Origin of the sequence: Eubacterium sp. AF36-5BH (assembly GCF_003460505.1) — a bacterium.
GTDB lineage: Bacteria > Bacillota > Clostridia > Lachnospirales > Lachnospiraceae > Eubacterium_G.
Window position 1 is genome coordinate 194,565 of the sequence record NZ_QTVG01000005.1, and the last position, 23,864, is coordinate 218,428.

General features: G+C 30.8%; 25 protein-coding genes. 20 read left to right on the top strand and 5 right to left on the bottom strand.

The window, feature by feature from the left end:
* The first annotated feature begins 43 nt into the window (after window positions 1-43).
* The 10 genes from DW006_RS06715 (at window position 44) to DW006_RS06760 (ending at window position 10,196) form a co-directional block, all read left to right on the top strand.
* On the top strand, window positions 44-1,339 hold the full coding sequence (locus DW006_RS06715; RefSeq protein WP_117999593.1) for a methionine gamma-lyase family protein: 1,296 nt from the start codon (window positions 44-46) through the stop codon (window positions 1,337-1,339).
* 123 nt (window positions 1,340-1,462) lie between these two features.
* Complete coding sequence (radC, locus tag DW006_RS06720) at window positions 1,463-2,143, top strand: DNA repair protein RadC (RefSeq protein WP_117999594.1); 681 nt, start codon at window positions 1,463-1,465, stop codon at window positions 2,141-2,143.
* A gap of 80 nt (window positions 2,144-2,223) precedes the next feature.
* The gene (locus tag DW006_RS06725; protein ID WP_199521889.1) at window positions 2,224-3,255 is read left to right on the top strand and encodes a rod shape-determining protein; all 1,032 of its coding nucleotides are present in this window, start codon (window positions 2,224-2,226) and stop codon (window positions 3,253-3,255) included.
* Window positions 3,256-3,300: 45 nt separating this feature from the next.
* Complete coding sequence (mreC, locus tag DW006_RS06730) at window positions 3,301-4,152, top strand: rod shape-determining protein MreC (RefSeq protein ID WP_117999596.1); 852 nt, start codon at window positions 3,301-3,303, stop codon at window positions 4,150-4,152.
* Window positions 4,153-4,170: 18 nt separating this feature from the next.
* Window positions 4,171-4,704, top strand: a complete 534-nt coding sequence (gene mreD / locus DW006_RS06735; RefSeq protein WP_022166104.1) for a rod shape-determining protein MreD — start codon at window positions 4,171-4,173, stop codon at window positions 4,702-4,704.
* Complete coding sequence (locus DW006_RS06740) at window positions 4,694-7,519, top strand: penicillin-binding transpeptidase domain-containing protein (protein ID WP_117999597.1); 2,826 nt, start codon at window positions 4,694-4,696, stop codon at window positions 7,517-7,519. Before mreD ends, DW006_RS06740 begins: the two co-directional genes overlap by 11 nt.
* A gap of 57 nt (window positions 7,520-7,576) precedes the next feature.
* Window positions 7,577-8,374 carry a septum site-determining protein MinD gene (gene minD, locus DW006_RS06745; protein WP_117999598.1) on the top strand — a complete coding sequence of 266 codons (798 nt, stop codon included), beginning with the start codon at window positions 7,577-7,579 and terminating at the stop codon, window positions 8,372-8,374.
* Window positions 8,371-8,616, top strand: coding sequence for a cell division topological specificity factor MinE (gene minE / locus DW006_RS06750; protein ID WP_117999599.1), 246 nt, complete (start codon window positions 8,371-8,373; stop codon window positions 8,614-8,616). Before minD ends, minE begins: the two co-directional genes overlap by 4 nt.
* Complete coding sequence (locus tag DW006_RS06755) at window positions 8,616-9,758, top strand: FtsW/RodA/SpoVE family cell cycle protein (RefSeq protein WP_117999600.1); 1,143 nt, start codon at window positions 8,616-8,618, stop codon at window positions 9,756-9,758. The genes minE and DW006_RS06755 overlap by 1 nt, the downstream gene beginning before the upstream one ends.
* A 39-nt stretch (window positions 9,759-9,797) precedes the next feature.
* A complete protein-coding gene (locus DW006_RS06760) occupies window positions 9,798-10,196 on the top strand; it encodes a methylglyoxal synthase (protein ID WP_022166108.1) in 399 nt (132 codons plus the stop codon).
* 103 nt (window positions 10,197-10,299) lie between these two features.
* On the opposite strand, the gene DW006_RS06765 is transcribed toward DW006_RS06760, so the two are convergent.
* On the bottom strand, window positions 10,300-10,512 hold the full coding sequence (locus tag DW006_RS06765; RefSeq protein WP_022166109.1) for a DUF378 domain-containing protein: 213 nt from the start codon (window positions 10,510-10,512) through the stop codon (window positions 10,300-10,302).
* 173 nt (window positions 10,513-10,685) lie between these two features.
* Between DW006_RS06765 and DW006_RS06770 the strand changes: the two genes are divergently transcribed.
* The 9 genes from DW006_RS06770 to DW006_RS06810 all read left to right on the top strand — a co-directional run bounded on the left by DW006_RS06770 (window position 10,686) and on the right by DW006_RS06810 (window position 19,006).
* Complete coding sequence (locus DW006_RS06770) at window positions 10,686-12,056, top strand: HlyD family efflux transporter periplasmic adaptor subunit (RefSeq protein WP_117999601.1); 1,371 nt, start codon at window positions 10,686-10,688, stop codon at window positions 12,054-12,056.
* Window positions 12,057-12,071: 15 nt separating this feature from the next.
* Complete coding sequence (locus DW006_RS06775; protein WP_117999602.1) at window positions 12,072-12,764, top strand: YggS family pyridoxal phosphate-dependent enzyme; 693 nt, start codon at window positions 12,072-12,074, stop codon at window positions 12,762-12,764.
* 14 nt (window positions 12,765-12,778) lie between these two features.
* Window positions 12,779-13,363, top strand: coding sequence for a cell division protein SepF (locus DW006_RS06780; protein ID WP_117999603.1), 585 nt, complete (start codon window positions 12,779-12,781; stop codon window positions 13,361-13,363).
* 20 nt (window positions 13,364-13,383) lie between these two features.
* On the top strand, window positions 13,384-14,139 hold the full coding sequence (locus DW006_RS06785) for a YlmH/Sll1252 family protein (protein WP_117999604.1): 756 nt from the start codon (window positions 13,384-13,386) through the stop codon (window positions 14,137-14,139).
* A 35-nt stretch (window positions 14,140-14,174) separates the two neighbouring features.
* Complete coding sequence (gene aroB, locus DW006_RS06790; protein WP_117999605.1) at window positions 14,175-15,290, top strand: 3-dehydroquinate synthase; 1,116 nt, start codon at window positions 14,175-14,177, stop codon at window positions 15,288-15,290.
* Window positions 15,283-15,816, top strand: coding sequence for a signal peptidase II (gene lspA / locus DW006_RS06795; RefSeq protein ID WP_117999606.1), 534 nt, complete (start codon window positions 15,283-15,285; stop codon window positions 15,814-15,816). Before aroB ends, lspA begins: the two co-directional genes overlap by 8 nt.
* Window positions 15,817-15,866: 50 nt before the next feature.
* Window positions 15,867-16,775, top strand: a complete 909-nt coding sequence (locus tag DW006_RS06800) for an RluA family pseudouridine synthase (protein ID WP_117999607.1) — start codon at window positions 15,867-15,869, stop codon at window positions 16,773-16,775.
* Between the two features lie 428 nt (window positions 16,776-17,203).
* Window positions 17,204-17,908 (top strand): tRNA 2-thiocytidine biosynthesis TtcA family protein, encoded by a 705-nt coding sequence (locus DW006_RS06805; protein WP_117999608.1) that lies wholly within the window; start codon window positions 17,204-17,206, stop codon window positions 17,906-17,908.
* A 24-nt stretch (window positions 17,909-17,932) separates the two neighbouring features.
* Window positions 17,933-19,006, top strand: coding sequence for a tyrosine-type recombinase/integrase (locus DW006_RS06810; RefSeq protein ID WP_117999609.1), 1,074 nt, complete (start codon window positions 17,933-17,935; stop codon window positions 19,004-19,006).
* A gap of 154 nt (window positions 19,007-19,160) precedes the next feature.
* Here DW006_RS06810 and DW006_RS06815 read toward each other — a convergent pair whose 3' ends face one another.
* Entirely contained in the window at window positions 19,161-19,517 is a 357-nt protein-coding gene (locus tag DW006_RS06815) for a LysM peptidoglycan-binding domain-containing protein (RefSeq protein WP_243002591.1), read from the bottom strand.
* 223 nt (window positions 19,518-19,740) lie between these two features.
* Here DW006_RS06815 and lexA point away from each other — a divergent pair, with 223 nt between their 5' ends.
* Window positions 19,741-20,355, top strand: coding sequence for a transcriptional repressor LexA (lexA, locus tag DW006_RS06820; protein WP_117999610.1), 615 nt, complete (start codon window positions 19,741-19,743; stop codon window positions 20,353-20,355).
* A gap of 296 nt (window positions 20,356-20,651) precedes the next feature.
* On the opposite strand, the gene DW006_RS06825 is transcribed toward lexA, so the two are convergent.
* The 3 genes from DW006_RS06825 to rsfS all read right to left on the bottom strand — a co-directional run bounded on the left by DW006_RS06825 (window position 20,652) and on the right by rsfS (window position 23,863).
* Window positions 20,652-21,968 (bottom strand): GTP-binding protein, encoded by a 1,317-nt coding sequence (locus DW006_RS06825; RefSeq protein ID WP_117999611.1) that lies wholly within the window; start codon window positions 21,966-21,968, stop codon window positions 20,652-20,654.
* A gap of 78 nt (window positions 21,969-22,046) precedes the next feature.
* Window positions 22,047-23,351, bottom strand: a complete 1,305-nt coding sequence (locus tag DW006_RS06830) for an alpha-amylase family glycosyl hydrolase (protein WP_117999612.1) — start codon at window positions 23,349-23,351, stop codon at window positions 22,047-22,049.
* Between the two features lie 164 nt (window positions 23,352-23,515).
* Complete coding sequence (gene rsfS / locus DW006_RS06835; protein ID WP_022166148.1) at window positions 23,516-23,863, bottom strand: ribosome silencing factor; 348 nt, start codon at window positions 23,861-23,863, stop codon at window positions 23,516-23,518.
* Window position 23,864 lies beyond the last annotated feature (1 nt).

Below are 23,864 nucleotides of genomic sequence, written 5' to 3' on the forward strand. Positions count from 1 at the left end.
ATTATTCAAACAAGAAAATAAAGTATTATACAGAGGTAAAAAAATGGATAATTTAAACAAAGAGATACAGAAACAATATGAAAGAATGGGCATAAACAGTGATGTATTAAATATATCAGATGAAATTATTAACGATTTATCACAAAGATTTCAAAAAATTGACAAAATTGCAGAGTACAATCAGTTGAAGGTGGTATCTGCTTTCCAAAAAAATAAAGTGGCAGAGGAACACTTTAACACAACAACAGGCTATGGCTATAACGATATAGGCAGAGATACATTAGAAAAAGTTTACGCTGATGTTTTCCACACAGATGATGCTCTTGTAAGACCACAGATAACATGTGGTACACACGCACTTGGGTTAGCCTTGTCTGCTAATTTACGTCCGGGTGATAAACTTATGTACATAAGTGGAAAACCTTATGATACTTTAGAAGAAGTTATCGGTATAAGACCATCAAAAGGAAGTCTTGCTGAATATGGTGTAAAGTACGATCAGGTTGACTTGCTTGAGAACGGCGAGTTTGATTTAGAAGGCATAAAAAACAAATTAGACGGTGTAACTTTAATTGGTATACAGCGTTCCAAAGGATATGCAACAAGACCTACATTATCTGTAGAAAAAATCGGTAATGTAATAAAATTTATAAAGGATATTAAGCCTGAAATTAAGATTATGGTAGACAACTGCTACGGTGAATTTGTTGAAACCATAGAACCATCTGACGTAGGTGCAGATATGATAGTAGGTTCATTAATAAAGAATCCGGGTGGCGGTCTTGCTCCTATTGGCGGTTACATTTGTGGTACAAAGGATTGTGTTGAAAATTGTTCATATCGCCTTACAACACCGGGACTTGGTAAAGAAGTTGGCGCTAACTTAGGTGTTATGAGTCTTTTATATCAGGGCTTGTTTTTGGCACCGACAGTTGTGGCAAGTGCCTTAAAGGGTGCAATTTTTGCGGCAAATCTTTTTGAAAAATATAATTTTAATGTAATTCCAAACGGAACAGAAAGCAGACACGACATTATACAGGCTATAGAATTTGGAAAACCTGAATGTGTTATAGCTTTTTGTAAAGGCATACAGGCAGCAGCACCTGTAGACAGTCACTTAACTCCTGAGCCATGGGATATGCCGGGCTATGATGCTCCTGTAATTATGGCAGCAGGTGCTTTTGTGTCAGGTTCTTCAATTGAACTTAGTGCTGATGGTCCAATTAAGCCACCTTATGCTGTATATTTTCAGGGAGGTCTTACCTGGCAGCATGCAAAACTTGGAATATTAAAAGCATTCCAGAACATGGTTGATGACGATTTAATTACAATAAAATAGTAAAAAATTTTTATTTGTCTTTTATTGTAAAAAACATATACATGCTTTTTTTATTGTGCTACAATAACAAAGGTTAAAATTTTCACAACTTTCTGTACTTGGAGAGAACGGAAAGGTTGAGAAATGAATAATACAATTAAACAATTACCGGAAGATGAAAGACCATATGAGAAATCATTAAAATATGGTGTTGAAACATTGAGCAACAGCGAATTATTGTCGTTGATTTTACGAAATGGTACAAAAGGCGTAAATGTTAAGGAACTATCGTCCTCCTTAATAGACAGTGACAACGGTTTATTGTCACTAACACGTATTTCTTTTGAACAACTTACCAAAATTAACGGTATAGGCAAAGTAAAAGCAATACAGATTCTAGCTGTTGTAGAAATTGCTAAGAGAATTTCCATGTCAAATTTTAATAATTCAGTGAAGTTTGAAACTCCTGAATTAATCTCAAATTATTATATGGAAAGATTAAGACATTTAGAACAGGAACAAATGCATGTAATGTTCCTTGACACTAAATGCAAATTAATTAAAGATAAACTAATTACATCAGGAACCATTAATCAGTCATTAATTTCTCCAAGAGAAATTTTTGTTGAGGCTTTAAGATGTAATTGTGTAAACATTGTTTTAATACATAATCATCCAAGTGGTGACCCAACACCCAGCAGAGATGATATCAACAGTACCATTAGGGTTCAAAGAGCTGGAAAAATGATTGGAATTAAATTAATTGACCACATTATTATTGGTGATAATACTTATTCCAGTTTACGAGCTTTGAAACTAATATAGGCTTTATGAAAAAAACTTGAATTCAAACTAAATGATTTAACAGAAATTAAGTCATTGAAACTGAGCTGAAAGGATTAAACATGAGTAAAAGCGTTTACGGAATAGATTTTGGTACAAGCAATATAAAAATTTATAATGGTGTTACCAGAACAAGTTTAAATGAAAAAAATATTATAGCAATAAAAAATAAAACAGACCTTTTTGAAATAGGTGATGAAGCTTTTAAAATGTACGAGAAAGCTCCTGATAATATCGAAGTAGTATTTCCTATTAAGTATGGTGTTATTGCTGACTTAAAGAAAATGAAAATGCTTTTTGAGCAGTTCTTCAAAAAATTAACAGGTCCAAGAGGCAGTAAAATGGGTAGATTCTGTATTGCAGTTCCTGCAGACATTACAGAAGTTGAAAAAAGAGCATTTTATGAAGTAGTTGCCAAGTCAGATATTAAGGCGAGAGAAATTAAAATCGTAGAAAAGCCAATAGCAGATGCTGTTGGTTTAGGCATAGACATATCAAGCTCCAAAGGTAACATGATTGTTAATATTGGTGCTGATACAACCGAAGTTTCTATTATATCACATGGTGGTATAGTAATAAGCAGAATTGTTAAGATTGGTGGCAATATGTTAGACCAGTTAATTTGTGAAAGCGTTAAGAAGCGTTATAATATTTTAATAGGTTTAAAAACAGCTGAAAAGATTAAAATAGCTTTATCTGATGCAATGTATGTGGAAGACGGTGTAACAGACGAGGACATCTTTTATGTATACGGAAGAAACGTTATAACAGGTCTTCCATCTGAAAGAGGTATTTCAAAGGATACTGTTTATGAAGCAATAGAGCAGTTCTTTGATGATATTGTTGATGCAATAAAGAATCTTTTAGAAAGAACTCCACCGGAACTTACTGCTGATATTGTTGATGCAGGTATTTATTTAACAGGTGCTTCATCATCAATTAAGAACTTAGATAAGTTAATCAAAAAAGAAACAGACTTGAATGTGAATGTTATTAAAAATCCGGGCGAGTCAGTAATTAGAGGTATTTCGATTATTATGTCAGATTCAAAATACCGTAAATTAATGTATGAGCCGAAAGAAAGCACATTCTAAATAATAGACAAAGGAAAATATAACAAAAAGAATAAGGTGATTAATATGAAAAAGCCAAGTAAGATAAATATAAAACCTAAAATTTTAATATTCGTTTTGACTCTGTTATGTATAGGTTCGCTTATACTTTCTGTAGTTGCACCTAGTTTTTCAAATCCAATAAAAACAGTTGCAGGAACAGTGGTTATACCTTTACAGGACGGAGTAAATTCTATTGGAGGCTGGTTTACTAACAAAGCCGACCTTTTAAAATCAGTTAAATCCCTAAAAAGTGAAAATGCAAAACTAAAGAGGCAGGTAAACGAATTATCTCAGGAAAACAGTTTGCTTGCGCAAAACAAATATGAGCTTACACGTTTACAGGATTTATACAAATTAGACAAGGATTACTCAACTTATAAAAAAATTGCTGCCAGAGTAATTGGTAAAGACACAGGTAATTACTTTAATTTATTTACAATTGATAAAGGAAGTGATGATGGCATCAAAGTTGACATGAATGTTATAAGTGGTGGTGGCCTTGTTGGAATTGTATCCAGTGTAGGAAAGAACTACGCAAGAGTTCGTGCAATTATAGATGATGAAAGTAGTGTAAGTGTATCTTTCGCTAATACATCCGACACAGCAATTGCCAGTGGTGATTTGAAACTTATTACAAAAGGATACATGAATTTAACTGAAATTCCACAAAAAACAAAAGTTTCAGAAGGTGATTTGGTTGTTACATCAAGAATTAGTAACAAATTTCTACCGGGTATACCTGTAGGTTACGTTACAAAAACAAAGAAAGATGCAAACGAACTTACCCAATCAGGTCAGTTAATGCCAATTGTAGACTTTGAGCATATTGATGAAGTTTTAGTTATTACAAAATTAAAAGAAGTTTTAAAGGATTAATGAATAGAAGGATTTTTCATGAAACACAGAATTATTAGAGTTATTATAACAGCAATAATTATAATTATGGCATTTATATTACAAAGTGAATTTTCGCTGGCTAACTTTAACATTGTTGCCACACCTAATCTGCTTTTATTTGTAACCTGTATATTTGGTTTTATGCGTGGTTGCAATTATGGAACGGTTACAGGCTTAATATGTGGTTTACTTGTGGATATTTTCTTTGGTGATGTTATTGGTTTATATGCATTAATTTATATGTATATAGGTTTTTTCAGTGGCTTATTTAAAAAAATGTTCTACAGCGACCATGTTTTTATGCCAATGGTTTTAGTTTTTACTAATGATTTAATATACAATCTGTTAGTTTACACTTTTAGATTTATATTGAGAAATAAATTAGATTTTTCTTTTTATTTCTGGCAGATAATGTTCCCTGAAATGATAGCCACAACATTTATAGCCTTTTTATTCTATAAGTTATTTTATTTATTAAATGAAAAAATATTAACAATAAAACAGGAGAGTACATTAAGTTTTGATAAGTGATTTTTTATATACAATTTTAAAAATAATTAAATCAAGAATATTTATCGTAAGCGTAATAATAATAGCTTTATTTTCAGGTTTGATTTATAGAATATTTGACTTACAGATAATTAACGAAAATTATTACATGAGCACATATATTCAAAAATCTGAGAAAACTGTTTATAAATCAGGTACAAGAGGAAAGATTTTGGACAAAAAAGGCAAAGTTTTAGCTTATGATGAATTAGCTTATGCCGTAAGAATTGAAGATAAAATCGACAGTTCTGACCAAAAGAATAGTCAGTTAAATGCTATTGTATCAAAAGCAATTAAAATAATCGAAAAAAACGGTGACAAGATTTCAGTAGATTTTCCAATTATATTAAATGATGATGGAAAATGGGAAGAAAATTTCACATCTGATGCATCAAAGAAATTATTTATGACAAATCTTTTTGGTAAAACCTTAAAGAAAAACAACCATGATTATTCAAATGCTTCAGTAGGTGAAATCATTTCTTATTTGAAAAATGATTTATTTGAAGTTACAGAAAAATGTAGTGACCAAATGTTACTTAAAATTTTGGCAATCAGATACAATGTTTATGCCATATCATCACAAAAATATGTTGGTGTAACAATTGCCACTGATGTGTCAAATGGAACAATGGTTGGTATTTCTGAAAATGAAGCTGACTTAACAGGGGTTACAGTAGAAGAACAGACAATTAGAAAATATAATATGAGCAAATATTTTGCTCCTATTATCGGTTATACAGGAACAATTTCAGATGCCCAGTTAGAAGAATACAAAAAACAGGGCAAAAATTATATTGCAAGTGATATAGTTGGTAAATCAGGTCTTGAATCCTCAATGGAGGAATATCTTCAGGGAAAACGTGGAGAAGAAAAAATATTTGTTGACAACACTGGAAAAGTTTTAAGTGTTATATCAAAGAAAAATTCTGCTGCAGGTAATGACATTTACCTAACAATTGATTCTAAATTGCAAAAAGCTGTTTATACAATGCTTGAGAAAAAAATAGCGTCAATTTTAATATCAGAAATTGTAAACTATGATATTGATGAATCAAAAGAAACAGATGAAAAATTGCATTATATACCTGTAAAAAAAGTATATGCACAGCTTGTAACTAACAATGTAGTAAGTTTGAAACACTTATCAAAGAAATCTACAACAAACGAAGCAAGAGTATATAGTAAATACAAATCAGGTGTCCAGACAGCCACAGCCAAATTAAAGGCCGACTTAAATTCTAACGGTGCAGTTTATAATGACTACAGTTCAGAATTTCAGGAATATTGTGATTATATTTATGATTTACTTAAGAATGATGGTATATTAATTTCATCTTCCATAGATACTAACGATTCCACTTATAATAAATATGTAGATGGAAAGATTAGTATAAATGCATTTATAAAATATGCAATAAAGAAGAACTGGATTAGTTTAGATAACCTTGATGTACAGGACGAGTACCTTTCAACAAGTGAAACTTATGATTTAATTGTAAATCATATTATAAAAGACGTTAAGAAAAATACATCTTTTGGTAAGCTTGTTGTTAAGTATTTGATTAATGACTCAACAATATCCGGCAGTGAAATATGTATGCTTTTATTTGATCAGAAGGTTCTGAAAATGGACCAGAGTGCTTATAACACTTTGTCAACCTTTGATAAATATCAGACTTTCCGCTTTATTGTAAAGCAGATAAAAGAATTAAAGATTACACCGGCACAGATTGCTCTTGATCCATGTTCAGGTTCGGTTGTAATTACAGATCCAAGAAATGGTGATGTTCGTGCAATGGTAACATATCCAAGTTATGACAATAATATGTTATCAGGTTCTGTAGATTCAGAATATTGGGCAAAATTAATTGATGACCAGTCAGATCCTTTGTATAACAGATCAACTCAGGGTGCAACAGCTCCAGGTTCAACTTTCAAGATGACAACTGCTTTGGCTTCATTATCTGAAGGTATTATTACACCTGGTAGTACAGTTGATGATACAGGTGTGTTTAAGAAGATAACACCGTCACCAAAATGTTGGATTTATCCAAAGGGAACACATGGATATCAGAACGTTAGTGAAGCTTTGGCAAATTCATGTAACTATTTCTTCTACGAAATGGGTTACAGATTAGGTAAGTCTAATGGCACATCCTATGACAGTGCAGTTGGTCTTGATAAAATGGAAAAATATGCCACTAAACTTGGCTTAAACATGAAATCAGGTGTTGAAATTACTGAGAGAGAACCTCATTTTTCAACAGAAAGTGCTGTCCATTCAGCTATTGGACAGGGTAGTAACGCTTATACACCGGCGCAGCTTGCAAGATATGTATCTACAGTAGCTAACGGCGGTAAAAATTATAATTTAACATTACTTGATAAAGTTAAATCAAGAAAAGGTAAACTTGTTTTAAACAACAAAGCTAAAATGACAAATAAGGTAGAAGCATCACAAAGTACATGGAATGCAATTCATTCAGGTATGAGACAGGTAGTTACATCAGGTACTGTGCGTAATTATTTTACAGATACTAAAATAACTTTTGCCGGTAAATCCGGTACTGCTCAGGAGAATTTGCATCGTAATTCCCATGCTTTATTTGTGGCTTATGCGCCTTATGACAATCCAAAGATTGCTATATCAACTGTATTACCTTTTGCCAACTCATCACATGATTCAGCAGAATTGGCAAAGAACTGTGTACAGTATTATTATGGTGAACTTACTGATAAAGATTTAAAGAAAGCTGTTAAAAGTGAAGATTTGAAAAATACTACTCAGGATTAATTTTTTCCAAAATAAAGTACAAAAGATAATATAAGTATTTTATTTTAGGAGGGAATAATGGGAGAAGTAATTGTAATCACTTCAGGAAAAGGAGGTGTTGGAAAAACAACCATCACCGCCAATTTAGGAATAGCTTTATCTAAATTAGGAAAAAGTGTTATCGCAATAGATACAGATATTGGTCTTCGTAATTTAGATGTGGTTATGGGACTTGAAAATCAAATAGTTTATAATCTTGTAGACGTACTTGAAGGGACGTGCAGATTAAGACAGGCTGTTATAAAGGACCGGCGATACAACAATTTGTATTTATTACCAAGTGCCCAATCCAAAGATAAAGATTCAGTTACACCACAACAGATGATTGATTTGACTTCATGTTTAAAAGAAGAGTTTGATTATGTTTTAATCGACTGTCCTGCCGGTATTGAACAGGGCTTTAGAAATGCCATTGCAGGTGCAACAAAAGCAATTGTTGTAACCACACCTGAAGTTTCGGCTATAAGAGATGCTGACAGAATAATAGGACTTCTTGAAAAAGATGGCATTAATCCTATTTATTTATTAATAAATAAGTTACGACCTGACCTTATTAGAAAAGGTGAAATGATGTCAGGTCAGGACGTAAAAGAAATTCTTAACAGCGATGTTATCGGTTGCATAAATGACGATGTAAATATTGTTATCGCAACAAATAAAGGTGATTCCGTAGTAAACATGAACACATCATCCGGAAAAGCAATCAACAAAATTGCAGAGAAAATCGAAGGTACATATCCTCTTTATGAAAAAGAAGAACACAAATTTTCATTAATGTTTTTCAAGCAACTTTTCGGTAAGGGGGTAACAAGATGATTTTCAGAAAACTATTCAGACGTAAACGTTCAAGTAAAATTGCTAAGGAGCGTTTAGAAATATTATTAGTAACAGATAGAATTGGATGTAACCCATACACAACTGAGTCCATAAAGAAGGACTTAATTAGGGTTATTTCAAAATATATTGAAATTGATACAGATAATTGTATTGTTGAAATACATCATGAGAAAGGGCCATGTCTAATGGCAAACATACCAATTAAAGAGGTTAAGGTTTAATGATACGAAAAATATTTAGCACAATTAAAAACTACAAATTATCTAATTTGAATTTTAGATTACTGATTTATGTATTAGCAGTAACATTTATAGGAATTTTCTGTATTGGAAGTGCAACAGAAGGAGAAGAATTCCAATTTAAACAAATTCTAGGATTTGCACTTGGAATTATTGTTCTTATTATTTTTACATTGCTAAGCTATAAATTTGTTTTTAAGTTTTATTGGTTAATATATGCAGCAACAATTGTTTTACTTGCACTTGTTATGGTTGCCGGTACAACAAGCAAGGGAGCTAAGAGATGGATAGATTTGGGCTTTGTTCAATTCCAGCCGTCTGAAATTGCAAAAGTATTCCTTATTATATTCGTTGCAACCTATTTGTATAAAAAAAGAGAAACACTTAATACATTTAAAACAATTGCCGGTGTTACATTATTTGCAGCCATGGTATTCGGTTTAATATTTTTAGAGCCGGATTTATCAACAACTATAGTTATTTTTATAACATTTTGTGCTATAATGTTCTTATCGGGAATTCATTATAAGATTGTTACCGGAGTTATAATTATATCTATACCAATTGTTTTGGTTTTAGGATATTATGTATCACAGCCTAATAACAAAATATTACATGGCTATCAATATTTAAGAATTGTTGGTTTCTTTCAGGAAGATAACGCCAAAGCAAAAGATTTACGTTATCAGCAGGAGAACTCACTTCTTGCCATTGGTTCCGGTGGCTTAACAGGTAAGGGACTTGATAATAACGATATTACATCAGTAAAAAACGGTAATTTAATATCAGAATCCCATACTGACTTTATCTTTACAATTGTTGGTGAAGAGTTAGGTTTTATTGGTGGTGCTGCGGTTATTATATTATTATTACTTATTGTATTAGAATGTTTTATAACCGGCTCTAGGGCTCCAACCTATTCGGGACGGCTGTTCTGTTATGGTTTTGGTGTTTTAATAGGAACCCAGACTCTTGTAAACATAGCAGTTGCTACAATGCTTTTACCGAATACAGGTGTTACTTTACCATTTGTAAGTTATGGGTTAACATCATTGTTAAGTTTGTATTTTGGTATAGGTGTTGTATTAAATATAGGATTACAAAGAACGAAAGCCATGCTTTAATAAAGCAAAAATATACTGAAAAATATAAGGAGGATGTTTATGAATATTGGATTAATTGCACATGACTCTAAGAAAAAACTAATGCAGAATTTCTGCATAGCATATAGGGGAATTTTATGTCAGCATTCATTATACGCAACAGGCACAACAGGAAGATTAATTGAGGAAGCAGCAAATTTAAATGTTTACAAATATTTAGCCGGCCATTTAGGTGGTGAACAGCAGATGTGCTCTCAGATAGAACAAAATGACTTGGATTTATTAATTTTTTTAAGAGATCCTGAAAATCCAAAATCTCACGAGCCGGACATACACAAAGCAATTCGTTTATGCGATATTCATAATATTCCGTTAGCAACTAATGTTGCTACAGCAGAGCTTTTAATTAAGTCATTAAATCGTGGTGACTTAGAATGGCGTGAAATGTATAAGAATTAAATACTAAATCAATAAAAGGAAGTGAAAATGTTAACATCATTTAGCAAGTTGGTTAATGACGATATTTAGCATAGATACTTCCTTTTATTAATGTAATATTTAGTTATTTTTCTCCAAGAGATAATACTCTTCCAAATAAACTAATTAAATATAATCCACATAAACCGACTACTGCATAAACAATTCGTGAAATCCATGACATTTGGCCAAATAGAAATGCAACCAAGTCAAATTTGAAAAAACCAATAAGTCCCCAGTTAATTGCACCTATTATAGTAACAACTAATGCAAAATAGTCTAATCCTTTTGAATTCATATACTTACCTCCTTTATCAGCATATTTATATGTTTTCCCATTATTACAAAAAAATACATTCATAGTTTTTTTATTAAAAAACAGCCTATTTTTATTTAAAACAGCCTATTTTAGTTGACTTACAATGTATTTTATACGATAATTATATGAGGTTTAAGGAGAACTTATTATATATGAGTACACAAAAAGACAGACAAAAAACTAAATTTTTAAATATTAATGTTGGAATCGTTATATTCGGTCTTATTTTAATATATTTGTTTATAAATATTGTTATATATTTTACAACAGAAAGGACAAAATACTACGAAGTAAATGCAGGTTCTAACGCAGAGAAATTGGACAATTCTTATCATGGAATTGCCCTTAGAAAAGAAATTATAAAATATGCCTCTCAGACAGGTTACATTGATTATTTTATAAGAGAAGGTTCAAGGGTGTCAAAGAACTCTACTTTATATAGTATTGATTCAACAGGTCAGTTAAGTGACATTCTTTTAGATTCCAGCAAAGATAATTCTAAGCTGACAGATGAAAATCTCTCTAAAATAAATGATTTATTAAATGATTTTACAAATAATTTTGATGACATGGATTTTTCATCTGTATATGATTTTAAAAGCACAATTAAGGGCACGGTTGTTGACTTAATAAATATGAATTCTTTACAAAAGATGGCAAAAGAAAAAGGTGATATTTTTTCAATTCAGAAATCTCAGGCAACAGGTATAGTGCTATATAGAGTTGATGATTACGAAACAATAACACCTAAGAGAGTTAAAGAGTCCGACTTTGATAAAAATCATTATACAACAGCTCATTTTTCTTCAGGTGACAAAATAGAAAAAGGTTCACCTATTTATAAAACAATAAATGATGAAGAATGGAACATTGTTTTAAAGTTTAACAAAAGCGATATAAAAAAATACAAAAAAACTTCAAAAATTTCAGTTAAGTTTTTGAAGGACAATTTAACAACAACAGCTAATTTCAAGATTGTAAAAGGAAAAGACAAGAAGAAATATGGTGTTATTACATTATCTAAATATGCAATAAGATATGCAACAGACAGATTTTTGGATATAGAAATTGTTGAAACACCTGTATCCGGATTAAAAGTTCCTAAATCTTCAGTTGTTACAAGCAAATTATATGTTATTCCAAAAGAATATAGCAAAAAAGGTGAGAATGGCAACAGTATAGGATTTAACCTACAGAATTCAAAAACTAATCAATCTGAAATATACTATCCACCGATTGCATACAGCGACGATGACAACTACTATGTAGCCCAGTCTTATTTTGAACCGGGCGATGTGATAACAAAATCCGATTCACATTCAAGCTATGTAGTTGAACGAACAAGGGATTTTATGGGCGTTTACAATATAAATAACGGTTACACAGTATTTACAATTGTTAACATATTAGATACTTTAGATGAGTATTACATTGTGGCAAATGAAACATCCGGTCTTGAAATATATGACCGTATTGTATTAGATGCAAGCAAAGTTTCAGAAAATCAGATAATTTTCCAATAGAAAGGGTGAATATAAATGATACTAGAAAATATAAAACAGGTAGAAGAAAACATTATTAAATCCTGCGAGAAAGTTGGACGTGATCCAAAAGAAGTTACTTTAATTGCAGTAAGCAAAACCAAACCTTACACAGCAATAGAAGAGGCTCTACCATCTGGAGTTTTAGATTATGGTGAAAATAAAGTACAGGAATTAACTGAAAAATACGAGATTTTACCCAAAGACATAAGATGGCACATGATTGGTCATTTGCAGCGAAATAAAGTTAAATATCTTGTAGGTAAAGTTGAATTAATCCACTCTGTTGATTCTTTAAGACTTGCAAATCAAATCGAAACAGAATTTGCAAAGAAAAATGAAATTGCCAATATTCTTATTGAAGTTAACATGGCAAATGAAGAAAGTAAGTTTGGTATTACATCTGAGACAACAGAACAATTAGTACGTGAAATAAGTAAACTTGAGCATGTAAGAATCAAAGGCTTAATGACAATTGCGCCATATACGGATAATCCTGAAACTAATAGAGAATATTTCCGTAATATGAAGAAATTATCGGTTGACATAACAGAGAAAAACATTGATAATGTTAGTATGAATGTGCTTTCAATGGGAATGACTGGTGACTACCAGGTTGCAATAGAAGAAGGAGCAACAATGATTAGAGTTGGAACCGGAATTTTTGGAGAAAGAAACTATAATATTTAAATTAGGAGAATAATATGTCAAAATTTGGAGATAAAATAAAAAGCGTATTTACAATGGATTATAATGATGAATATGATGATGATTACTATGATGATATTGACGATGAAATCGAAGAAGAAATAGATCATCCAACACCATCCAGAAGATCTGCCGCAAAAGCTGAACGTCAGGAGGAAGAAGAAGCTCCACGTTCAACAACACACACACGAAGCAGAGCCGCTCAATCCATAAGAAGTTCTAGAAGTTCAAGAAACAGTAAGGTTGTACCTATGAGGGGTTCTTCATCAGGAACAGATATGGAAGTATGCGTTATCAAACCAACACATTATGAAACTACAAAAGAAATTATCGATACATTATTAGATGGCAAGTCAGTTGTACTTAATTTAGAAGGTATCAAAATTGATTTAGCACAGCGTATTGTTGATTCAGTTATTGGCGGTTGCTATGCTATTTCAGGAAATCTTCAGAAAATCAGTGGTTACATTTATTTAGTAACTCCTCATTCAGTAGATATTACGGGTGATTTTCAGGACTCTGTAAACGACAGCACAAGTGACTATTCATCACATAATTATTCTTCCAGAGGAAGTTATTAGAACCGGGACATGTTAATATTATGAACAAAGACGAATTATTTTTAACTAACAGAATCAAAGAATTAGCTCGTATTTCATACGACCGTAATATTTATACATATTCTGATTTTCTAAATATTAATGAACTTAGTATATTTAATCAAATAAAAAATACATTACCTCCTGTTAATATAGATGTTACAGGAGGTAATAATTATGCAGAAAGAAAGATTTTAGTATTTTCTCCACAGGAGATATATTATACTGAACATATTCCTATATCTGTATTACACATAGCTCCTATTAATTCCAAATTTTCAGACACTTTAAGTCACAGGGATTATTTAGGTGCTATTTTAAATTTAGGCATTAACAGAAGTAAAATCGGCGATATTTTTACTAAGGAAAAAGATGCTTATGTTTATTGTAAAGAAGATATTGCTGATTATATAATTGATAATTTATTTAAAATAAAACACACTCAAATAAAAATCAATTTGTCAGATTCAACTGATTTAGAAATTGTTCCTAACTTAAGAGAAGTAATGGGAACTATTTCTAATGTACGTTTAGACAGTCTTATTGCAACTGCTTTTAAAGCAACCAGAAACAGTATTATTCCATTAATTGAAGAGAAAAAAGTTTTCATCAACGGAAAATCAACCACATCTAATGGAGCAACTGTTAAAGAAGGCGATATTGTATCTGTAAGAGGCAAGGGTAGATTTATTTATGATGGTGTGCTTAAAGAAACGAAAAAAGGTAGAAATTTAATTAAAATAAGAGTTTATGAATAATTAATATCAAATACATAATAAATAAGGAGACAGAAATGATAAAGGCATTAGAAAACTTATCAAACAGAATAACAGTAAACTACGAGGAAAAGCCATGCTACGACATAGTTTTCTCAGATTCTTTTACAAATCTTTTAGTAGAATTAGAAAAATTTAACATAAAAAACAGAAAATTATGCATCGTTACAGAATCAAAAGTTGGTCCTTTATATGGAGAAGAACTTTCAAATCTCCTAAAGCCACACTGCAAACAGATTATTTTACACGAATTTAAAGCTGGAGAACAGTATAAGAATTTGGATACAATTAACGACATTTACGAAGATTTAATCGTAAATAAATTTGACAGAAACGATATGCTTCTTGCTCTAGGTGGCGGTGTTACAGGAGACATGACAGGTTATACTGCAGCAACATATTTAAGAGGTATTGATTTTGTTCAAATTCCAACAACATTATTATCTCAGGTAGATTCAAGCATTGGTGGCAAAACAGGTGTTGACTTTAAAGCTTACAAAAATATGGTTGGTGCTTTCTACATGCCTAAATTAGTTTATATGAATTTAAGCACTTTAAATTCCCTTCCAGAAAGAGAATATTTATCAGGCATGGGCGAAGTTATCAAGCATGGTATTATTAAAGACGGTGAATATTTTAACTGGCTTAAAGAAAATATTGATGGTGTTTTAAATAAAGATTATGAAACATTACGTCAGTTATTATTTGTTAGCTGCAATATAAAAAGATGTGTTGTTGAAAATGATCCAAAGGAAAAAGGCGAACGTGCACTACTTAATTTTGGCCATACAATTGGCCATGCTATTGAAAAAACAAAGAACTTTTCTCTTTTACACGGAGAGTGCGTTTCAATTGGAATTAACGCTGCATCATACATATCATACAAGAAAGGTTTTATTACCAAAGACCAGTACCATGAAATATTAGATGTACTTAAATTATATAAGTTGCCAATTGAGACATCAGATATTAAGGCTAAAGAAGTTGTTGAAGCAACTTTAAATGATAAAAAAATGGATTCAGGAATTATTAAGTTTATCGTAGCTAATTCCATAGGTGAAGCCTCAATCAACCGTGAAATTTCAAAAAATGATTTATTAGAAAGTGTTAAAAAGGTAATTGTAAATGAATAAAACATTAAAATCAAACCTAAAAATGCTTGTTTTTGCATTGTTTTTAGTTTTCATTGATCAGATAAGCAAATATGCTGCAATAATTGCTTTAAAAGGCAAAAATGACTTTCACATTATAAAAGATGTATTATTATTACATTATTTAGATGGTGGAAACAGAGGAGCAGCCTGGGGAATGTTCTCCGGCAAAATATTAATGTTTATTATATTTACTTTAATTGCAATATTTTTTATATGTATTTTCAGTAGAAATGTTAATTTACTGTATCAAAAAACAAATAATAAAATATTCTTAATTTTAAATATATTTTTATCAATGTTGCTGGCAGGAGCAGTAGGGAACTTAATTGACAGAGTAGTAAGAGGCTATGTTGTTGATTTTATCTATTTTAAACCAATTAACTTTCCGGTTTTCAATGTTGCCGACTGTTATGTAACAATTTCATGTATTGGAATTGTTTTATTATGCATATTAAAAATTAATGAAGAAGATTTTAACACAATAATTTCTTTAAAGAAACATTAAAAATAATAAAATGATATATACTTGACTTGAAAGGAATTAATAGATTAAATATGTGTGAAACTTATTACGTGGATTCATCTAATAAAAATATACGTTTAGACAAATATTTAACAGATTTATTAGATAATAATTCCCGCAATTATATACAGAAATTAATTAAAAATGGCGATGTTTTAGTTAATGAAAAATCGTCTAAGGCAAACTATAAAGTTCAGGAAAATGATTGCATAACAATTAATATTCCTGAGCCGGTTACAGCTAATATAGAGCCTGAAAACATACCTTTAGATATTATATACGAAGATGATGATGTTTTAATCGTAAATAAACCTAAAGATTTGGTTGTACATCCTGCACCAGGACATTATACAGGTACTTTGGTTAATGGAATAATGTATCATTGTAAAGACAATTTATCAAACATTAACGGTGTTTTAAGACCTGGAATTGTACATCGAATTGATAAAGATACAACCGGCGCCTTAATAATTTGTAAAAATGATTACAGCCATAATTTTATTGCTGAACAATTAAAAGAACATACAATTACAAGAAAATATTGGGGTATAGTTCAGGGACGTTTCGATGAAACTAAAGGTACAATAGATGCACCAATTGGCAGACACCCTACAAAACGTAAGGAAATGGCAATTAATGAACGCAACGGAAAACATGCAGTTACCCATTACAAAGTTTTAAAACAATTTGATAAATACGCTTTATGTGAGTTTCAATTAGAAACCGGCCGTACACATCAGATTAGAGTTCACATGGCAAGCATAAATCATCCGTTACTTGGTGACGATGTTTATAACCATAACAAATGTCCCTTTAAATTACAGGGACAATGTTTGCATGCAAAAACAATTGGGTTTATACATCCTACAACAAAAGAATATGTAGAATATGAAGCACCTATTCCTGAATATTTTAAGAATTTAATTGAAAATGTGCTTTAAAAAGCTTATTAAGCTATATTTTATACTATTTTCTTTGACATACTTTTCGTTAAACTTGTCTTTTGCGAATAGTTGTGTTATTCTAATTATAAGTTTTATCTGCTTTCTATGTTATAAGTAAAAAAAATCTAATTAATAATGTAAAATAGATAAAAAAATTATCTGCTTCTTGAAATTATAATTTGCTATATATAACGTTATTTAAGGTTGTATTAAATATTTATATTTAATACAATAAGCATAAATGAATATATTAGTTAAATTAGTCTATTAACAGAATTATCAATTGCTAGTTCGATTTATATTTAGATTAATACTATAATTAAAAGACGAATAAAACTATAAACGGTTTTATTCGTCTTTTTTAGATTCTTAATAAACGTAGCATATATATAATTCACTATATTGTTTAATTTGGAGGTTTAAATTTGAAAGAACAAAAACTATTTAGTTATGTCCGCCAGGCAATAGACAACTATAATATGATAAATGATGGAGATAAAATTGCTGTGGGTATATCCGGCGGTAAAGACAGTTTAACTCTACTTTATGCATTGAAAAAACTTCAACGCTTTTATCCTAAAAGCTTTGATTTAATTGGTATAACAATTAATTTAGGCTTTGGTATACAGGATTTCCATCAAATTAAGAACTATTGCTCTAATTTGGATGTTGATTTACATATTGTCGAAACACAAATTTCAGATATTGTTTTTAACAAGCGAAAGGAATCTAATCCATGTTCTTTATGTGCAAAAATGCGTAAAGGGGCTTTAAACAATCATGCAAAGGAGCTTGGTTTCAATACAATTGCTTATGCTCATCACAAAGATGATATGATAGAAACAGCAATTATGTCTTTGTTGTATGAGGGGCGGTTCCACTGCTTCTCTCCTGTTACTCATTTGAGTAATACTAATTTAAAAGTCATCAGACCGTTAATGTATGTGCCTGAAAAGGAAGTAATTGGCTTTGCAAATAAATATCAGTTGCCGATTGCTAAAAATACATGTCCAGTTGATGGTCATACAAAACGAGAATATATAAAGAATTTAGTTAAAACATTAACCAAAGAAAATCCAGACTGTAAAAACAGTATTTTTACAGCTTTATGTAACAAGAGTTTTGATTAACCCAAATATTTAAGGAGTTTAGATATGCCAAACATTGAAAAAAATAACACAACGAGAAATTACCATGATCAGGTAATAATAAATAACGAATTAAAATTAAGGGAATTACAAAAAAAATTACCATGGTTTTGCAAGGATTTTTTTAGAGGAATCGAGCCTACTACTTCTTCCCGTACACGTATTGGTTATGGATATGATTTAATTGTTTTCTTTAATTATTTAAAAGAAAATAATCCTAATGTGGAAGATAAAGAAATCACCTCTCTACCACTGGATATTTTAGATAAAATTACTGCAACAGATATCGAAGAATATCTTGAATACTTAAAGTATTATGTAACTGAAGATGGCAAGGAGCATATTAACAAAGAACGTGGCATAATGCGAAAACTTGCCTGTCTTAGAACATTATACAAATACTTTTATAAAAAAGAGATGATTAAGACTAATCCTGCTTCTATTGTAAGTATGCCTAAAATCCATGAAAAGGAAATTATAAGATTAGACGCTGATGAAGTGGGCAATTTACTTGATGAAGTTGACACAGGCGATAAGCTAACGAAATCTCAACAGAAATTTCATGCTAAAACTAAAACACGAGATTTAGCAATATTGACTCTTTTACTTGGAACTGGTATTCGTGTTTCTGAATGTGTTGGTATTGACATAAATGATATTGATTTTAAGAATTCCGGTATAAAAATCCGTCGTAAAGGTGGCAACGAAACCGTTATTTACTTTGGTGAAGAAGTTGAAAAAGCTCTCTTAGACTATATTGAAGAAAGAAAATTAATTGTTCCTATATCCGGTCATGAAAATGCACTCTTTCTTTCTATTCAAAAAAAACGAATCGGTGTTAGAGCTGTAGAAAATTTGGTCAAAAAGTATTCTTCCTTAGTTACTAACTTGAAAAAAATTACGCCTCATAAATTGAGAAGTACCTATGGCACTGCTCTTTATAAGGAAACCGGTGATATTTATCTTGTAGCAGATGTTTTAGGTCATAAGGATGTAAATACTACAAAAAAACATTACGCAGCTATTGAAGACGAACGTAGACGCAAAGCCAGAAACGCCGTCAAACTGAGAAAAGATTAAAAATAAGAAAAATCTAAACATAATTAAATAAAAAATTAATTCAAATACTACTCACAAATATAGTAAATATATAAAAAAATTGCCGCAAATGAATATGTGCGTTAAACATTTGCGGCTAACTAAAGATATATATGGTATAAAATAAAGGCAAGCTTTATTTATACTCGTTTGAATAATATGAAACAACTAAATAACTTCCACTGTTAATCTTATCGCTAACAAGATTATTATTCTTCTTAACCTCATCAATATAATCCTGTACAGATACATCACTATTAATTGTGTACTTCTGAGCAATAGATGTTAATGTATCACCTGGTTCAATCTGGTAACTTGTGTAATATTTATATAAAGGATTCTTACTTGTATTATTTGCATTCACATTATATAAATTAACAAATGTGGCACATATTAAAAACATTGCTATACATGTAACACCAACAATAACTATTCTTCTCCGTAACAGATTAACTCTTCTTTTCTTAATCACGTCTCTTCTGCCTGTATTCATTATATCTTCCTCCTCGCATAGCTCTTTTAGTATGTATTGCTTATCCCTTTAAGAACATCTGTTCTTGTTCTGTAATGTTATATTATCATCCGAACAAACGTTTGTCAATATATTTTCGAACATATTTTCGAAATCTTGTTGTTTTTTATCAGGAACTATGTTAATATTATCATATAGGTAGTCCCATAAATGGTACTTTTGAAAAAAGGAGGTAAAAAATTTTATGCCAGGAAAAATTAGTGAAAAGCAGCAATTGATTTTAGATTACATAAAAGAAGAAATTTTGAAAAAAGGTTATCCACCTACAGTTAGGGAAATATGTGAAAGAGTTGGCTTACGCTCTACTTCTTCCGTTCACTCACATCTTAATACATTAGAAGAGAACGGATATATAAGACGAGATCCTACTAAGCCACGTGCAATCGAGATAATTGATGATGAATTCGGTTTGACAAGAAGAGACATGACTAATATTCCAATTATTGGACGTGTTGCTGCCGGTGAACCACTACTTGCAGTTGAAAATATCGAAGATTATTTTTCTCTTCCTACAGAATTTCTACCTAACAATGAAACTTTTATTTTAAAGATTCAAGGTGAAAGCATGATTAATATTGGTTTTTATGACGGTGATTTTTTAATTGTAGAGAAGGTCAACTCTGCTAATAACGGAGACGTTGTAGTTGCTTTAATAGATGATTCGGTTACAGTTAAGACTTTTTATAAAGAAGATGGTTATATTCGTCTTCAGCCTGAAAATGACAATATGGATCCTATTATAGTTGATGATTGTACAATCGTTGGTAAAGCATATGCTTTATACCGTAAGATAGTTTAAGAAATATAGTTTAAGAACCGTAATACAGTATAAAAAGAATTTTAGAACTAATATAGTTGTAACGATTGCAATTATATTAAACTTATTGAATTAAAAGTTATATTAAGACAATTATATTAAATTAATTCTTTTAATAATTGGTTGTTTTATTATTATTTTATTATTATGAGGTATATAAAAAACGTAGTTTTTAGATATTTAAAAACTACGTTTTTTGCTTTATATAAGCTTTTAATTGCTTATTACTATAATGAAACAATAATATAATTATTTATATTGTTACTCATATTATCTGATTAATAAGCTAAGCATTTATCAAGGCTTTCAATAATTGCCTCTTTATCCATATCATGGCCAATAAATACAACCTTAATCATTCTGTCTCCTACTTCTTCGTCCCAATCATTTACCAGTGTAGGATCTTCTTTCATCATTTTAGCTCTAACTCTACGAGGAGCTGTTGCAACCCACTGTCCCGCATTGCTAATGTTAATCTGTTTTCCTGCCTGTTCAAACATATATGCATCATTGTTATTTTCAGCAGCCCAGATAATACCTTTTGCTCTTATGATTGTTTTTGGCATTTCATCTAACCAGTCTTCAAATTTTTCTTTTGCAAATGGTTTTCTTCTGTAATATACAAAAGTTCCAATACCATATTCCTCAACTTCACCTTCTCCATGGTGATGATGGTGATGGTGTCCATGATGGTGACCTTCTTCATGGTCATGGTGGTCATGATGTTCGTGTTCATGGTCATCTTCTTCGTCATGATGATGTTTATGGTGCTTGTCCTCATGGTCGTGATCGTGATGATGTTCATGTTCATCGTGATTGTGATGCTCGTGTTCTTCATGGTCATCTTCTTCATGATGTTCTTCATTATCAAATGATTCTAATTCCTGAATCCAACCTGCTGACATACTTGCCTGTTCGAAATCAAATCTCTTTGTATCAAGAATTTCATCAACATCAATTTCACCATAATTAGTTTCAAACATAACAGCCTTAGGCTGAAGTGTTCTAATAATCGCTTTTACTTTAGCTAATTGTTCAGGTGTAACTGTGTCAACCTTATTTAAAATAATTGTATTACAGAATTCAATCTGCTGAATTAAAAGATTTTCAATATCTTCTTCATCAATATCATCTTTTACAAGATTGTCACCACAACCAAATTCGTCTGCCATTCTAGCTACGTCAACTACAGAAACGATATTATCAAGTCTTGCTAATTTTGCTCTCTTGTCATAAGAACCATCTAACATACAAATTGACTGAGCAATTGGAATAGGTTCGCAAATACCACTTGCTTCAATTAAAATATAGTCAAATTTTCCTGACTGTACCAAATCTATAATCTGATTAATTAAATCTGTACTTAATGTACAACATATACATCCATTCTGAAGAGGTACAAGATTCTGATCCTGTAATGTAGCCTGTCCGCCCTTTGCAATAAGAGATGCATCTACATTTACTTCACCTATATCATTAACGATAACGGCTACTTTATAACCCTTCTGGTTTGTAAGTACCTGATTTAATAATGTTGTTTTACCTGCTCCTAAATAACCTGTAAGTAATGTTACAGGAACCATTTCTCTTGCCATAATAGCACTTCCTTTCCTAGTATTACATATATTAATCTATAATAGTTTTATTAATTAAATATGAAATTTATTTTAAACTTAATTCATTAAATAAAATGCACTATATCCCGGCATTTTAAAGCATTCTCCTATTTCCATAGGTGTATTTGTAATTAAATCCGTATATGTGTGATTTTTCACTTCACAGTATGCATCAAAGGCATTTTCTTCTGCGTTAATGCAAACATAAACTGTTTCATTTTCAGTAGCGCGCTTAAAAATACACTGTTTATTTGTTAAAAGCACTGATGTAAAATCACCATAATTTAAGCCAACACTGTTTTTCTTTGCTGCACTTAAATTACTGATAAATTGTGTAAGTTCATTAAATTCCGGTTGGTCAAATGAAAGTCTAAGTGCAGGATCTCCCTGAGACTTATCTGCCTTTGTTCCCCATTCGCTGCCATAATAAACACATGGTATCCCCGGCATGCCAAACATTAAGGCATATATAAGTGGTAAATGTTTTTCATTTGTCAGAATGCTTGCAACTCTTGTAACATCGTGATTGTCCACAAAAGACAATAAATGTTTTCCTTTATACAATGTCCATTGCTCAGGTCCAAACTGACGTAGCAATGAATGATTAATCTCAAACATATTCATACTGTTAAAACTTGAATAAAGACCTTTATAACATTCATAATTTGTTGCTGAATTAAGCATTTCATCATTCATTCTCTGGTTATAGTCACCATGAAGCATTTCTCCAACTAAAAAGAAATCTTCTTTTAAAGAATCAACATGTCGTCTTAATCTTCTTAAGAAATCAAAGTCAAGGCAATATGCAACATCTAATCTGATGCCATCTATGCCAAATTCATTTATCCAAAAAGAAACAGCATCTAATAAATATTCCACAACATCGTTATTTTGAAGATTTAATTTAACTAAATCATAGTTGCCTTCCCAACCTTCATACCATAGGCCGTCATTATAGTTGGAATTGCCGTTTAAGTCTATGTGAAACCAGTTTAAGTATGGTGAATTTTCTCTATTCTTACATACATCCATAAATGGTTCAAATCCACGTCCCACATGATTAAAAACACCGTCTAAAACAACTTTTATGCCATTATTGTGTAAATCCTCACACAACGCTTTAAAATCTTCATTTGTGCCTAATCTTACATCTATCTTTTTGTAATCTCTTGTATTATATCCATGAGTATCTGACTCAAATAGCGGAGAAAAATAAATTGCATTTGCACCAACTTTCTTTATGTGTGGAATCCAGTCATGTATTTTTTTAATACGATGCTGTAAGTTGCCATCATTTTCAAAAGGTGCACCACAAAATCCTAAAGGATATATTTGATAAAAAACACTTTCATATGCCCACATATTTTTACCTCCTAATAAATACAATAATATACTGAAAATTATATAAACAAATATATCTAACGTTAAAAATACAATATCTTAAATTTTAAACTATCTAATTATTAATATAATTTTATAAACCTAATATTATAAAAGAAACGTTATCTAAATTTCTATAGATAATTTTATAAATCTGTAACTTCCAAATGTTTTCCATCACGCCAGATTCTTTCTAAATCATAGAATAATCGGTCTTCTTCATTAAAAACATGAACAATAATATCACTAAAATCCATTAATATCCAATTAGCGTTATCAAAACCTTCAATATGTTTTGGCTTGCAGTCAACTTTATACATTTCTTCTTCAACGCTGTTAGCTAATGCCTTAACCTGATTTTCGTTATTACCGCCTGCAATAATGAAATAATCAGCTAAAGTTGAAATTTCTGAAATATCAATAATTGAAATATTAATTCCCTTTTTCTCATCTAATGCATTATATGCAATTTTTGCTAATTCTCTTGATTCCATT

Bases quoted from the DNA above. Each gene is read 5' to 3' on its own strand.
- DW006_RS06785 (WP_117999604.1), top strand. From the start codon at position 13,384: ATGAACAAAGACGAATTATTTTTAACTAACAGAATCAAAGAATTAGCT.
- lspA (WP_117999606.1), top strand. From the start codon at position 15,283: ATGAATAAAACATTAAAATCAAACCTAAAAATGCTTGTTTTTGCATTG.
- DW006_RS06770 (WP_117999601.1), top strand. From the start codon at position 10,686: ATGAGTACACAAAAAGACAGACAAAAAACTAAATTTTTAAATATTAAT.
- rsfS (WP_022166148.1), bottom strand. From the start codon at position 23,863: ATGGAATCAAGAGAATTAGCAAAAATTGCATATAATGCATTAGATGAG.
- mreC (WP_117999596.1), top strand. From the start codon at position 3,301: ATGAAAAAGCCAAGTAAGATAAATATAAAACCTAAAATTTTAATATTC.
- DW006_RS06780 (WP_117999603.1), top strand. From the start codon at position 12,779: ATGTCAAAATTTGGAGATAAAATAAAAAGCGTATTTACAATGGATTAT.
- DW006_RS06760 (WP_022166108.1), top strand. From the start codon at position 9,798: ATGAATATTGGATTAATTGCACATGACTCTAAGAAAAAACTAATGCAG.
- DW006_RS06715 (WP_117999593.1), top strand. From the start codon at position 44: ATGGATAATTTAAACAAAGAGATACAGAAACAATATGAAAGAATGGGC.
- mreD (WP_022166104.1), top strand. From the start codon at position 4,171: ATGAAACACAGAATTATTAGAGTTATTATAACAGCAATAATTATAATT.
- aroB (WP_117999605.1), top strand. From the start codon at position 14,175: ATGATAAAGGCATTAGAAAACTTATCAAACAGAATAACAGTAAACTAC.
- DW006_RS06815 (WP_243002591.1), bottom strand. From the start codon at position 19,517: ATGAATACAGGCAGAAGAGACGTGATTAAGAAAAGAAGAGTTAATCTG.
- lexA (WP_117999610.1), top strand. From the start codon at position 19,741: ATGCCAGGAAAAATTAGTGAAAAGCAGCAATTGATTTTAGATTACATA.
- DW006_RS06810 (WP_117999609.1), top strand. From the start codon at position 17,933: ATGCCAAACATTGAAAAAAATAACACAACGAGAAATTACCATGATCAG.
- DW006_RS06765 (WP_022166109.1), bottom strand. From the start codon at position 10,512: ATGAATTCAAAAGGATTAGACTATTTTGCATTAGTTGTTACTATAATA.
- DW006_RS06755 (WP_117999600.1), top strand. From the start codon at position 8,616: ATGATACGAAAAATATTTAGCACAATTAAAAACTACAAATTATCTAAT.
- DW006_RS06725 (WP_199521889.1), top strand. From the start codon at position 2,224: ATGAGTAAAAGCGTTTACGGAATAGATTTTGGTACAAGCAATATAAAA.
- DW006_RS06800 (WP_117999607.1), top strand. From the start codon at position 15,867: ATGTGTGAAACTTATTACGTGGATTCATCTAATAAAAATATACGTTTA.
- minE (WP_117999599.1), top strand. From the start codon at position 8,371: ATGATTTTCAGAAAACTATTCAGACGTAAACGTTCAAGTAAAATTGCT.
- radC (WP_117999594.1), top strand. From the start codon at position 1,463: ATGAATAATACAATTAAACAATTACCGGAAGATGAAAGACCATATGAG.
- DW006_RS06775 (WP_117999602.1), top strand. From the start codon at position 12,072: ATGATACTAGAAAATATAAAACAGGTAGAAGAAAACATTATTAAATCC.
- DW006_RS06825 (WP_117999611.1), bottom strand. From the start codon at position 21,968: ATGGCAAGAGAAATGGTTCCTGTAACATTACTTACAGGTTATTTAGGA.
- DW006_RS06830 (WP_117999612.1), bottom strand. From the start codon at position 23,351: ATGTGGGCATATGAAAGTGTTTTTTATCAAATATATCCTTTAGGATTT.
- minD (WP_117999598.1), top strand. From the start codon at position 7,577: ATGGGAGAAGTAATTGTAATCACTTCAGGAAAAGGAGGTGTTGGAAAA.